This is a genomic window from Dyella silvatica (genome assembly GCF_026283955.1).
In the GTDB taxonomy this organism is placed as follows: Bacteria; Pseudomonadota; Gammaproteobacteria; order Xanthomonadales; family Rhodanobacteraceae; genus Dyella_C; species Dyella_C silvatica.
The window spans coordinates 1-13,213 of sequence record NZ_JAPDPE010000139.1 but is presented as its reverse complement, the minus strand read 5'-3'; the positions used below and the strand labels follow the sequence as shown (position 1 = coordinate 13,213).

Annotated in this window: 10 protein-coding genes, 1 other RNA gene and 1 pseudogene; 1 reads left to right on the top strand and 11 read right to left on the bottom strand. The window is 63.0% G+C overall.

All coding sequences use genetic code 11. The features are described 5' to 3' along the window. The 11 genes and pseudogenes from murG to rsmI all read right to left on the bottom strand — a co-directional run. Nucleotides 1-801 (bottom strand): undecaprenyldiphospho-muramoylpentapeptide beta-N-acetylglucosaminyltransferase (murG, locus tag OUZ52_RS20105; protein WP_425493894.1); only part of this gene is annotated, 801 nt, incomplete at its 3' end. An 8-nt stretch (nucleotides 802-809) separates the two neighbouring features. Then, nucleotides 810-2,048: a putative lipid II flippase FtsW gene (gene ftsW, locus OUZ52_RS20100; RefSeq protein WP_266160339.1), complete on the bottom strand. Its 1,239-nt coding sequence runs from the start codon at nucleotides 2,046-2,048 to the stop codon at nucleotides 810-812. Nucleotide 2,049: 1 nt separating this feature from the next. After that, nucleotides 2,050-3,150, bottom strand: a complete 1,101-nt coding sequence (gene mraY, locus OUZ52_RS20095; protein WP_266160337.1) for a phospho-N-acetylmuramoyl-pentapeptide-transferase — start codon at nucleotides 3,148-3,150, stop codon at nucleotides 2,050-2,052. Beyond that, a complete protein-coding gene (locus tag OUZ52_RS20090) occupies nucleotides 3,140-4,531 on the bottom strand; it encodes a UDP-N-acetylmuramoyl-tripeptide--D-alanyl-D-alanine ligase (protein ID WP_266160336.1) in 1,392 nt (463 codons plus the stop codon). Before OUZ52_RS20090 ends, mraY begins: the two co-directional genes overlap by 11 nt. Continuing rightward, complete coding sequence (locus OUZ52_RS20085; protein WP_266160335.1) at nucleotides 4,528-6,030, bottom strand: UDP-N-acetylmuramoyl-L-alanyl-D-glutamate--2,6-diaminopimelate ligase; 1,503 nt, start codon at nucleotides 6,028-6,030, stop codon at nucleotides 4,528-4,530. The genes OUZ52_RS20090 and OUZ52_RS20085 overlap by 4 nt, the downstream gene beginning before the upstream one ends. Beyond that, nucleotides 6,027-7,859, bottom strand: coding sequence for a peptidoglycan D,D-transpeptidase FtsI family protein (locus tag OUZ52_RS20080; RefSeq protein WP_266160334.1), 1,833 nt, complete (start codon nucleotides 7,857-7,859; stop codon nucleotides 6,027-6,029). Before OUZ52_RS20080 ends, OUZ52_RS20085 begins: the two co-directional genes overlap by 4 nt. Beyond that, nucleotides 7,856-8,128, bottom strand: a complete 273-nt coding sequence (gene ftsL / locus OUZ52_RS20075) for a cell division protein FtsL (protein ID WP_266160333.1) — start codon at nucleotides 8,126-8,128, stop codon at nucleotides 7,856-7,858. The genes OUZ52_RS20080 and ftsL overlap by 4 nt, the downstream gene beginning before the upstream one ends. After that, nucleotides 8,125-9,002: pseudogene (gene rsmH, locus OUZ52_RS20070) on the bottom strand (16S rRNA (cytosine(1402)-N(4))-methyltransferase RsmH). The gene ftsL and the pseudogene rsmH overlap by 4 nt, the downstream one beginning before the upstream one ends. Before the next feature lie 77 nt (nucleotides 9,003-9,079). Then, the gene (gene mraZ, locus OUZ52_RS20065; protein ID WP_266160332.1) at nucleotides 9,080-9,526 is read right to left on the bottom strand and encodes a division/cell wall cluster transcriptional repressor MraZ; all 447 of its coding nucleotides are present in this window, start codon (nucleotides 9,524-9,526) and stop codon (nucleotides 9,080-9,082) included. 338 nt (nucleotides 9,527-9,864) lie between these two features. Beyond that, nucleotides 9,865-10,231: RNase P RNA component class A (rnpB, locus tag OUZ52_RS20060), an RNA gene on the bottom strand. Between the two features lie 167 nt (nucleotides 10,232-10,398). Next, a complete protein-coding gene (gene rsmI, locus OUZ52_RS20055; protein ID WP_266160331.1) occupies nucleotides 10,399-11,232 on the bottom strand; it encodes a 16S rRNA (cytidine(1402)-2'-O)-methyltransferase in 834 nt (277 codons plus the stop codon). 106 nt (nucleotides 11,233-11,338) lie between these two features. Between rsmI and OUZ52_RS20050 the strand changes: the two genes are divergently transcribed. Next, nucleotides 11,339-13,210, top strand: coding sequence for a penicillin-binding protein activator (locus OUZ52_RS20050; protein WP_266160330.1), 1,872 nt, complete (start codon nucleotides 11,339-11,341; stop codon nucleotides 13,208-13,210). Nucleotides 13,211-13,213: the final 3 nt, after the last annotated feature.

Sequence of the window (13,213 nt, the reverse complement as noted above, 5' to 3'; positions counted from 1 at the left end):
GGCGACAGTCAATGCGCCGGCACGGCACACCGCCAGATCGGCCCAGGCATAGCTGCCCGCCATGTCGTCGATGAAGGGCACGATGCGTGCCTCGACCCCGGCCTTGGCATAGGCTTCGCTAGCTTCATCCACGCCGCGGCTACCGCACTGATGCAGCACCTCGGGACGCCGGGCGAGCGGCAACAACGCCAGCGCCTGCGGCAAGGACAGATTCAAGGCCCGCGCGCCCAGGCTGCCGCCAAGCACCAGCAACCGGGCCGGGCTGGTGCGTCCGGACATCCGTTGCGTCGGCGGCAACAACGCGGCAATCGCTGCACGCACCGGGTTACCCACCCATTCGGCCCCTGGCAAGGTATCGGCAAAACCTTCCAGCACACGACGGGCATAGCCGGCGAGCTTGCGATTGGTATAGCCGGCCACGCGATTCTGCTCGTGGACCAACAACGGGCAGCCGGTGAAGCGCGCGGCGATGCCGCCAGGGCCGGCCACATAGCCGCCCATCGACAACACGCTGCGCGGCTTGATCCGGCGCAACACCTTCCACGAGGCAAACAGCGCACGCGCCAACATCAGCGGCGCCAGCAAACGGGTCTTCCACCCCTTGCCGCGCAAGCCACCGACCGGCACGGTGAGCAACTCGATGCCATGCGCTGGAACCACCCGCGTCTCCATCCCGCCGACCGCGCCCAGCCAGACCACCGGCACGCCTTGCAAACGCAGCGCTTCAGCCACCGCAAGACCAGGGAAAATATGCCCGCCGGTACCACCGGCCATGATCAGCACGGGTGCCTGTTTAATCATCGAGGCGCTCATGCGATCACCGCTTCGCGGGACGGCTCAACGACCGCTTTGTTGGCGTCTGCGACTGCCGTTGCTGGCATCCGCGTGGCCATATGCCGCGCATCCAGCGCACGGTTGATTTCATACGTTGCGCGCAACAGCACGCCAGCCATCGCGCACGTCAGCACGATGGAGGAGCCGCCGTAGCTAATCAGCGGCAAGGTCAAGCCCTTGGTCGGCAGCGCGCCAAGGTTTACCCCGATCGACACCATCGTCTGCATGCCCAGCATCAGCGAGACCCCGAAAGCCACATAGCCGGTGAAGCGCTGGCCGATTTCGACGCCCTTGAGCCCAACATAAAGGCCACGGCCTACCGCGAGCGCGAATAGCCCAATGACCAGCATGATGCCCGCCAGGCCCAGTTCTTCGGAGATCACCGCGAAGATGAAATCGGTATGCGCCTCAGGCAAATAAGACAGTTTCAGCACGCTCGAACCCAGGCCGACACCGGTCCACTCGCCACGACCGATCGCCATCAGCGACTGGGTCAGCTGAAAGCCGTCGTTGAATGGATCGGCCCAGGGATCGACAAAGGAGGTCAGGCGACGCATGCGATACGGCTCGAACTTAGCCACCAGCCCAAGCAGTAACACCACCGGCAAGCCCATCAGCACCAGGAAAACCGGGCGCGCGCCGCCCAGCCAGATCATGCCGATGGTCACCGCAATCATCAGCGTCGCCGAACCAAAGTCCGGCTGCAGCAAGAGCAGCACCACGAAGGCACCGGCCACCATGATGGGCCGGAACAGGCCCCAGAAGGTGGTTTCCACGCTCTCGCGATGGCGCACCAGATAGCTGGCGATATACACCACCAGGATCAGCTTCACTGCCTCTACCGGCTGGAAGCTGGTGATCAGGAAATTGAGCCAACGCCGCGCGCCGTTGATGCGCATGCCGATACCGGGAATAAACACCAGCATCAACAGCACCACCGCCAGCATCAGCAAATGGAAGGCGTATTTTTCCAGCAGTTTCATTTCGGTACGCATGGCCATGCCGGCCAGCACCAGACCCAGGCTCAGGTACAGCATGTGACGCTTTAGAAAATAAAACGCGCCGACGTGCTGGCTGGTCGCCACGGCAATCGAACTCGATGCCACCATCACCAACCCGATACTGGCCAAACCGACCAGCGCGACCAGTAGCGGCAGATCGAAACTGCCGCGTGGTCCCTGCCGTCGTTTTGCCTGGGTGGCGTCGAAAATCATCTCAGCGCACCTTCAATGTGGCGAGACCGACCAGCACCAGCACCACGCTGATGATCCAGAAGCGCACGATCACCCGCGGCTCCGGCCAGCCCTTGAGCTCGAAGTGATGATGGATCGGCGCCATGCGGAAAATGCGCTTGCCGGTGAGCTTGAAGCTCGCCACCTGCAACATCACCGAGGCGGTCTCCATTACAAACACACCACCCATGATCAGCAGCACGATCTCCTGCCGCACGATCACCGCGACACAACCGAGCGCGGCACCAATGGCCAGCGCGCCGACGTCGCCCATGAAGACCTGCGCCGGGTACGTGTTGAACCATAAGAAGCCGAGCCCCGCGCCGGACAACGCCGCACAGAACACCGCCATCTCACCGGCGCCGGGAATCGCCGGTATCAGCAAGTGCTTGGAGAATTCGGCATGGCCGGCCAGATAGGCGAACACGCCCAGGGCGCCGGAGACCAGGATCGAAGGCATGATGGCCAGGCCATCCAGGCCATCGGTGAGGTTTACCGCGTTGGAAAAGCCGACCACGATGAAATAGGCGACCACCACGAAGAACAAGCCCATCGGCAACGCGACCTGCTTGAACAACGGCACGTATAAGGCGGTTTCAACCACCGGCTGCAGGTTCACAGCCTGCGGCGCGGAGTAATACAGAAACAGCGCCGCCCCCAGGCCGAATACCGACTGCCAGAAATACTTCCAGCGACTGGCCAGGCCACGGCTGTCTTTAAGTACCAGCTTCTTATAGTCGTCATAGAAACCGACCGCACCGAAGCTCAACAGCACCGCCAGCACGATCCATACATAGCGGTTGTGTAGATCGGTCCACAGCAGGGTGGAGATCGTCACCGCGAGCAGAATCATCACACCGCCCATGGTCGGCGTGCCGGCCTTGGACAAATGCGTCTTCGGGCCGTCATGACGCACCACCTGCCCGGCTTTTAATTCGGCCAATTTGCGAATCAGCCACGGGCCAAACAGCAGCGACATCGACAACGAGGTGAGCGCCGCCATGATGGTGCGGAAGGTGATGTACTGAAATAGATGCAGGGCGGTGAAGTGCCGAGCCATCCAGTCCGCCAATTCAAGCAGCATCGGAGGCACCTCCTGTTGGCTTAGCGTGGTTGCCTGGCGCTGACACAGGCTCGCGGAGTGAAGCGACGACCCGCTCCATGCCGGCTGAGCGCGACCCCTTGACCAGGCAAGTCACGCCACCATGCAACTGCTTTCTGACCGAAGCGGTCAAGGCCGCTTGATCGCTGTGATGTTCGCCCTGCGCACCAAACGCCTCGACGGCTGCCGCACTAAGCGGCCCCACCGCAAACAGCTTGTCGATACCGCGTTGACGCGCCAGCGCGCCGATGTCCGCATGCAAGGCACGCGCACCGGCACCGAGCTCAGCCATGTCACCGAGGACCAGCCAGCGCTCGCCGAGCGCCAAGGCCAACGTATCGATAGCGGCGCCGACCGAGCCAGGATTGGCGTTATAGCTGTCGTCGATCAAGGTCCAGCCGCCGGCCATCGCCTCGCACTGCAAGCGACCCTTCACACCGCTAGCCTCCTCCAGACCCGCGACGATGGTCTCCAGTGGCACCTCCAGCGCCAGCGCAATGGCGGTTGCCGCCAGCGCATTGGCGATGTTGTGACGCCCCGCCAGCGGCAAGGCCACTTCGGCATCGCCCTGCGGCGTACTCAGCACGAAACGCGAACCGTCCACGCGCTGTTCCAAAATATCCGCACCAATATCTGCCTTGTGATCCAGGCCAAAGCGCAGTTGTGTACGCGCATTGGCGAGTCCGCTGAAAAAGCTGGCGAAGGCATCATCGGCATTGATGATGGCCACACCATCGACGGGCAGCGCCTGATACAGCGCGCCCTTGGTCTCGGCGACGCCCTCGACACTGCCCATCCGCTCAAGATGCGCCGGGGCGATGGTGTTGACGAGACCGACATCGGGCCGTGCGATGGCAGCGAGATAGGCGATATCGCCCGGCTTGCCGGCGCCCATTTCCAGCACCGCGAATTGCGTGCCCTCCGGCATGGCCAGCAGGGTCAGCGGCAAGCCCAGTTCGTTGTTGTAGTTACCGGCGTTGACATGGGTGCGGCCATGCCGCGACAGAATCGCCGCAGCCAGCGTTTTTACCGTGGTCTTGCCATTGGAGCCAGTGATGCCCACCACTCGCACGTCGCTTTGCGCGCGCACGGCACTGGCCAGATCGCCCAGCGCCAACTGGGTGTCTTCCACCTTGATCTGGGCAATCGGCGCATCGAGCTTGCGGGTGACCAGCGCGGCAATCGCGCCCTGGGCGGCGGCCTGCGCCACATAGTCATGACCATCGACCCGTTCGCCCTTGATCGCGACAAACAAGTCACCCGGCTTGAGTTGGCGCGTGTCGATACACACCCCAGCCACGTCGGCATCGGCACCATACAATTGCCCGCGGGTCCATAAGGCAATCATTGCTAAGCGCATCATGCGTGCTGCTCCCATATGCGCTGATCCAAGGCCGCCTGCGCGACCGCCAGATCGTCGAACGGCCGCTTGCCAGCGGCGCTTTCTTGGTAAGTTTCGTGGCCCTTGCCGGCAATCAGCACGACATCGCCAACACCGGCGAGCTTCAAGGCGCGATGAATGGCCGCCTCGCGATCGCGCTCAACAGCAGCAGCCTCAGGGTGGCTGAATCCGCCCATGATCTGCGCCACGATCGCGTCACCGTCTTCGCCGCGCGGATTGTCATCGGTGACGATGGCGACATCGGCCAGACGCTCGGCGATCGCGCCCATTTGTGGACGCTTGCCGGCATCGCGCTCGCCGCCGCAGCCAAAGACGCAGATCAACTGCCCGGCGCAGTGCGCGCGCAATGCATTCAACGCCTGCTCCAGGGCATCCGGCGTATGCGCGTAGTCGACCACCACCAGCGGCAAGCCATGCAAACCGCCCAGGCGATTCATGCGGCCATTGATCGGCTGCAGGGATTCCACCGCGCCAACGATGTTGACGAAGGACTCACCCAGCGCCCCCAGACAGGCCACCACGGTAAGCAGGTTGTCCACATTGAAGCGGCCGAGCAGGCGACTTTGCAGTGCTTGCGTACCCCACGGCGTGCGCATGGTGAATGCCAAACCTTGCGCCGAGGTCACGATGTCGCTGGCTGCGATATCGGCTTCGGCCTGTCCAGCCGCACTCACTCGCAGCGCGCTTGGCCAACGATTGACCAGCTCGCGGCCAAAGGCATCGTCGACATTGAGGACGGCGGCGCGCAGCCCTGGCCAGGCGAACAATTTGGCCTTGGCTTCGCCGTAGGCCTCCATGCTGCCGTGATAATCGAGGTGATCGCGGGTGAGATTGGTAAAGGCCACCACATCAAACGCTACGGCGCCAACGCGCCCCTGCTCCAGCGCATGCGAGGACACTTCCATGGCGACATGGCTGGCACCTTGTTCGCGGAACCTCGCCAACGACGCATGTACGTGGATCGCATCCGGCGTGGTGCGCTCACCTTCGTGCAGTTGGCCGTGCAGGCCAGCGCCAAGAGTACCGATGCTGGCCGCGCGATGACCGAGGTATTCCAGCGCCTGGGCCAGCAGCTGCACCGTGGAGGTCTTGCCGTTGGTGCCGGTGATGCCAAGCATCTGCATCGCTTCGGAGGGGCGGCCAAAAAAGCGCGAGGCAATTTCACCGACCTGGGCATGCAAGCCATCGATCCACAGCAGCGGAACCGCCAGCGCGGAGGCGGCCGAAGGCTCTGGCGGCGCTTCGGCCAGCACCACGCGCGCACCGCGCTGCACCGCACTGGCGGCGAACTCGATGCCATGCCCACGGGTGCCGCGCAACGCAAAGAAAGCATCGCCCTCGCGTACCTGGCGCGAATCCAAGGCAAGCCCTGAAACGAGTAAATCGCCGGCTGCAGAAGCATCGGCGATACCTTGAAGCAGCGGTGCCAGCGGCTGTGAGTGGAGGCGCTGACCGTTCATGGTGTCGCCTCGTCGCCGGGTGCTTCCTCGATATTCGGTGCTTCCGGTGGCGTGTTGCCGATCAGCCCGTTCTGCTCTCGCAGCGGACCACCGACATACCAGCGGCCGATGTTGTCGGGCGGAATATCGAGCAGCCGCAATGCGCCTTCCATGACCTTGGCGAAAACCGGGCCAGACACCAGGCCGCCGTAGTAGCTGCCTTTCTTCGGATTATCGATCACCACCGCAGCCGCCAGCCGCGGACGGGTAGCTGGCACCATGCCGGCAAACGCCGCACCGTAATTACTCTTGGAGTAGCCGCCGAGAGTCGCCTTATGTGCGGTACCGGTCTTGCCGGCCACGGCGTAATTGGCGATCCAGGCGTAGGGGGCCGCGGTGCCGCCGGGCTGGGTGGTGGTTTCCAGCATGCCGATCAACTGCGCGGCAATCTCCGGCGCGATGATCGCCTTGGCGTCATTGCCGGCTCCCTTGACGAAGGTAGGCGTATGCATGACGCCGCCATCGGCAATCGTCGCATAGGCATTGGCCAGCTGCAGCACGGTTACGTTGAGCCCGTAGCCATAACCGAGAATCGCCTTCTCGATCGGGCGCCAGTCACGGCCGACCTTCAGCAGGCCAGCCGATTCACCGGGGAACCCGCTGCCAGTGCTGCTGCCCAGGCCAAACGCGCGGTAGGTGTCGTACATCAAGGCGGTATCGAGCTGCACCGCGATGTGCGCTGCGCCGACGTTGCTGGATTTGGTGATCACGCCGGTCGGGCTCAGCACGCCCCAGTTATGCGTGTCGCGGATGTCCTTACCGTAGTAAAACCAATGGCCGCCGGTGGTATCGATCATCGGGCTGCTTGGTGTGTATTTGCCGCTGGACAACGCTGCCGCCATCAAAATCGGCTTGATCGTAGAGCCCGGCTCGATCACGTCGGTCATCGCGCGGTTACGGCGATCCGACGCCTGGCTGCCGTGCAACGCGTTCGGGTTATAGGTCGGCAGGTTGACCATGGCGAGGATTTCGCCGCTGGTCACGTCGATGATCACCATGGAGCCGGAATCGGCCTGCGATTTCTCCAGCGTGCTTTTCAGTTCGTTATAAGCAAGGAATTGAATACGGCGGTCGATGCTTAGCGTCAGGTTGCGCCCCGGCTGCGGCGCACGCACCTGCTCGACGTCCTCCACCACGTGCCCCATGCGGTCGCGAATCACCCGCTTGGCGCCCGGCTTGCCGGCCAGCCATTCGTCGAAAGCCAGCTCCAGGCCTTCCTGGCCGTGGTCGTCGATATTGGTAAAGCCGAGGATATGCGAGGTCACCTCGCCCGACGGATAGTAGCGACGATATTCGCGCTGACCATTAACCCCGGGGATCCCCAGATCCAGCACCACCTGCGCCGCGTCCGGATTCATTTGCCGACGCAGATAGGCGAACTCCCGCTCTGAGCGCTGCATCAGGTATTGCTTGATTTCCTCAGGATTGGCGCCCAGCGCCTTGGCCAGCTGCGGGATGCGATCCTCGCTTTGCAGCACCTCAGAAGGATTCGCCCAAATGGAAACCACCGGCGTCGATACCGCCAGCGGCTCGCCATTGCGATCGAAGATGGTGCCGCGCGATACCGCAATCGGCATTTCGCGCAAAAAGCGCGCATCGCCCTGATTCTGATAAAACTGTTTGCGCACCACCTGCAGGTCGAAAGCGCGCGCCACCAACCCCAGCGACGCCAGGCCAAGCACGCCAACCACCAGCACCATGCGCTTGCGCGTGCTGGCGACCGGGCCTGCCCGACGGCGGCCCTGGTTTGATCCGCCTTGCACAGGCCGAGTGCGATCGCGCCAGCTCATCGGCCCACCAACTGGATATCTTGCGGCCGCGGATTGACCATGCCGATTTTCTGCCGCGCCTCGCTGTCCACCCGACGCGGCTCAGCCCAGGTGGCCTGCTCGAGTTCGAGCCGGCCATATTCAATGTTCAACTCGTCACGCTGGTTCTGCAGCCGGGTCAACTCGACAAACAGCACGCGGCTCTCATGGCGCGTCCACACCACGCCGATCGCACTGATCAGTACGGCGCCGAGCAGTAGCAATAGAAAGGTGGCGCCGAGCACCCTCACGATAATTTCTCCGCCACGCGCAGCACCGCCGAACGCGAGCGCGGATTCACCGCAAGCTCGGCGTCCGAGGGAAACTGCGCCTTGCCTATCGCTGCCAGCCGAGCCGGCGGCGCCACCTGCGGCGGACCGCGGCGGCTGCCTTGCACACGGCCGGAGTGATCGCGGATAAACAGCTTTACCGCGCGATCTTCCAGCGAATGGAAACTGATGATGGATAGCCGGCCACCGACCTGGAGGCGGTCAAGCGCGGCGTTCAGCCCTTGCTGCAACGCATCCAGCTCGCCGTTCACACGAATACGCAACGCCTGGAAGCTGCGCGTGGCGGGATGCTTGCCCGGCTCACGGCGGCCGACCGCACGCTCGATCAGCGCGGCCAGCTCACCTGTACGGGTGATCGGGGTCTCGCTGCGACGCTCGACGATGAAGCGGGCAATTTTGCGGCTGAAGCGCTCTTCGCCGTAGGTCCACAACACGTCGGCAATGTCGCGCTCGTCGGCATGTCCAACGGCGCATCGGCCATAAAACTAAAGCCGCGAGCGGCTTCATCGAGCTGGGGTGAGGAGACGCCGAGATCGAGTAGCACGCCGTCGAGGCCGCCAGCGGTCTCGTCCCATTCGGCCAGCGAGGAAAAGTTTGCATGGCGGATAGACACCCGCGGATCAACGGCAAACTCAAGCTGCGCGGCGGCGATCGCCTGCGGATCGCGATCCATCAAGAGCAGGCGACCATCCGGGCCCAGGCGCGAAAGCACGGCGCGAGCGTGACCGCCGCGTCCAAACGTGCCATCGAGATAACGCCCGCCTGCCCGCACGGCGAGTCCCTCCACTGCTTCACCCAGCATTACCGGGATATGCCGCAACTGCTGCTCGGCCATGCCGCACTCCCGCTCCATTGTTCTTGTTATGCGTCCCACCTGCCGCTTCAGCGTTCCCTGCACTGCTTCATCCGTTGTTACAGACGCAGGTCCGCCATGTCGTCGCTGATTTCGTCTTCACCAATGGTCTGGCGGATCTTGGCCAAGTGGGCTTGCTCGCTCCAAAGCTCGAACTTGCTGCCCATCCCCAGTAGCACGGCCTTCTTCTCGATACCGGCCGCAGCACGCTGGCTGGCCGATAACAAGATTCGCGCCGCGCTATCGGGCTCAACCATCGCCGCTGCACCGACCAGCTTCATTTGCAGCGCGCGATGCACCGCCTTGACGCTGGGCAAGGCATTCACTTGGTCGCGTACCCGCTCCCACTCCGCTTGCGGAAACAGCCAAAGGCAGCCCGACTCGAAGGGGTTGTAGGTAATCACCAGACGATTGGCGCAAGCGCCGGCCACCAGCTCCCGGTATGCAGTCGGGATAGCGAGGCGCCCTTTATCGTCAACAGTGATGGCGGTTTCGCCTTGAAACACGACCCTATGACTCCACGAAATCCCACGATTTCACACCGGAGCCCACGATAGTCTCGCCCCCTGAGACTGTCAAGGGAATTTTGCTTGTGAATCAATGAGAAAGGCGAAGGTGTGGCAGTATTTCCAGGGGTTTCTCAGAAAGCTACTCAAGGTGTTTGAATGATGAGGATTTTTTGTGAAAACACGCCTCATTAAAAGCACTCGCGATCAGGCTGATCCGCCTACCCTGGACGATGCCTTACATGTACCGATCCATACTCAGGCGCACCTCTTGAGCAGACCTCCACAAACCTCCACCGCCACGGCCAGCGCCGCGTCGGTGGAGGTTTTCATGAAGAGGGCGGAGCCGGCCTATAAGCCGGGTTCTGTACGTCTTGCGACGCGACAGTCATTCCTCTCGGCCTGGCGTCACCGCCAGGCTCCAGCAACCTACCCGGGAACAACGCGGGCCGCGTTATCGTCCCCCTATTTGGTCTTGCTCCGAGTGGGGTTTACCGTGCCACGCGACGTTATCCCCGCGCGCGGTGCGCTCTTACCGCACCGTTTCACCCTTACCACGCACACCCGAAGATGCCGTTCGGCGGTTTGCTTTCTGTTGCACTGGCCGTCAGCTCGCACTGCCCAGGCGTTACCTGGCACTCTGCCCTATGGAGCCCGGACTTTCCTCGATGCGCTTACGCGCGACGCGACTGTCCGGCCGACTCCGCCAGTCATTGTAGGCGATAGGAACGGGGAACGGGGAACGGGGAACGGGGAACGGGGAACGGGGAACGGGGAACGGGGAAAAGCCTAAAGAGCAAAAGCCAAAGCGCAAGTGGCGAGGCAAGAACACGCTCAATCGCCAAGCTCGTCCACCCGCTCACGCCAGCCCCTTACTCACCACTTCCGTACAACGCCTTTCGCGGGGCTCCGCTAATCGATGCGGCCAGCTTGGCGGCTTTCGCCGGGGGCAGCTCCTCACGCAGGATGGCGAAAATGCGCTGACCTTCGGCCAGACGCTCATCGACCTCATCGCCGCGCCCCGCAACCAGGATCACATGCTCGCCACGCTGCTGATCGGTATCGGCAACCACACGCGCGGCAAGCTCAGCCAGTGACTCACTTAATACGGTCTCGAATAGCTTGGTCAATTCGCGCGCCAAGACGGCCTCGCGCTCCGCGCCGAAAATATCGCGCATATCCGCCAGGCTGTCGGCGACGCGATGCGAAGACTCATAGAAGATCAAGGTGCGCGCATCGCCAGCAAGCTCCTGCAACCGGCTGCGCCGTGCAGCCGCCTTGGGCGGCAAGAACCCTTCAAAGACAAAACGATCGCTGGGCAAGCCAGCCACGGAAAGCGCCGCGATCGCCGCACAGGCGCCAGGCACCGGCACGCATCGAATATGCGCAGCACGCGCAGCACGCACTAAGCGAAAGCCCGGATCGCTGATCAATGGGGTGCCCGCATCCGAGATCAGCGCCACGGATTCGCCACCCAGCAAACGCCGCACAATGGCATCGACGGCATCCCGCTCATTGTGCTCATGCAAGGCCATCAACGGCGTAGCGATGTTGTAATGAAGCAACAGCGGCCGACTGTGCCGGGTGTCCTCGGCGGCGATCACCGCCACGTTGCGCAGGGTTTCAATGGCACGCGCAGAAAAATCATCGCGATGGCCGATAGGGGTGGCAACCACCCATAGGCAGCCTGGCTGAATAGAAGACATGTGAGAACCCGTATGCCGCAGAGGTAGCGGTGCGATCGGCTATGATCGCGCAATTGCCGGCATGCCGGTAACGATAACGTCGGTAATGACCTAGGGACCCCGTCTTATGCGCTTTTATCGCGCCGCAGCTATCGGCCTGTTGATTTCATTCGCATTGACCGGCTGCATACCCCCTGCCGCTGTACAGCGCTCACCCGCCGAGACTGCCTCCGCGCTCAATGCCGACGCCATGGCCAAACAAGGCCAGTTCGATCAGGCCGCGCAGGCGTATCTGACCCTGGCACAACAAGCGCCAGCCCGTCGCGACCACTATCTACTGCTCGCTGCCGAGGCTTACCGCCAGGAAGGCGCACTGGATCGCGCCATGCCCTTGTTGGCCGAGATCAAACGCAAGCAACTCGATCGCGACGAACCGGTGCGACTCGACCTGCTGCAGGCGGAAGTCGCGTTGAATCAGCACGACGCCGCACACGCCCTGCAACTCACCACGCAACCGAATGTACCCGTGCCGGCACCGCTGCAATTGCGGCTACTGGAATTGCGCGCTCGCGCGATGGAAGGCAGCGGCGACTTCTGGGGCGCCGCCCGCAGCCGGGTAGAAATGGACGCTCAACTGAGCGGCCTCGACCACGCGCAAAACCGCAAGCAGATTCTTGCCCTGCTCAATAAGCTTGGCGTCGCACCACTGAAACAGCGCGCCGCCGCCATGCAGCCCAGCGATCGCATGCTGCCGTGGATCGACGAGGCGCTGACCCAGCTCGGCGTCGCCGTGGCACGGCCACAACCGACGCTGGAACAGCAGGTCGGCACCCTGCAGCCAGGATCCGACGCGAATGTGCGCGAGGGCTACAAGATGCCCGGCAAGATTGCCCTGCTACTGCCCAGCAGCGGCAACTATGCAGCCGCCGGCGCAGCCATTAGCGAAGGCTTCTTCGCCGCTTATGCCGACGCCTCGCGCAATCACGCCCCGCGCCCGCCCGTACGCGTATACGACAGCGGCGGCACACCGGCCAGCGCGATCAAGGCCTATCAACAAGCGGTCGACGATGGCGCACAACTGGTGGTCGGCCCGCTGACTCGCGGCGAAGTATCCGCCCTGTTCGGCATGAATCCCTTGCCCGTGCCACTGCTGGCCTTAAACCATCCCGACGACAAAAGCCTGCCAAGCAGCGGCGTCAGCGAGTTTGGCCTGTTGCCAGAAACCGAGGGTGCACAATCCGCCGACCACATGATCGAGCGCGGTATTCACAGTGCTTACGTGATTGTCTCCAACGAGGATTACGCCCAGCGCGCCGCTAATGCATTCAAGGCTGAGCTGGAAGCACGCGGTGGCAGCGTTGCCGGCATGGGCACGCTGAGCAGCAACAGCGTCAACTTCGCCAACACCATCAGCGGCCTCAACGCCGCCGATGCAAGCAGTGATGCCGGCATCTTCATCAGCATGCGTCCGCAACAAGCACGCCTGCTGTTGCCACAGCTGAAACTTGCCCGCGTGAACCTACCCGTCTTCGCCACCTCGCATATCTATGCCGGCGTCGACGATGCCGGTGCCAATCGCGATCTCGATGGGGTGGAATTCTGCGACTCCCCCTGGCTGTTCAACGCCCAGCCTGGCTTGCCCAACCACGAGGACGTCGCCAATCAGCTGCCTGCCGCGCGCGGCATGTCGGCGCGACTGTTCGCCTTCGGCATGGACGCATGGAACTTGGTGCCCTATGTCGATTGGTTGCACGAGCATCCTGGCAGCTACCTGCCCGGCGCCACCGGCCAGCTCACCGCCGACCAGTTCGGCCGGGTACGCCGGGTCATGGTCTGGGCAAAATTCCAGGATGGCGTAGCTCACCCACTCAATGGCAGCCTGCAGATGGACAGCGCGCCGATCATTACCCCGCCCGACGGTAATACCTCCAACACACCGGCAACCATGCCAAGCCCCTCCAACGATGTACCGCCCGTCGCCAACGGCGCGAATGGTTAATGC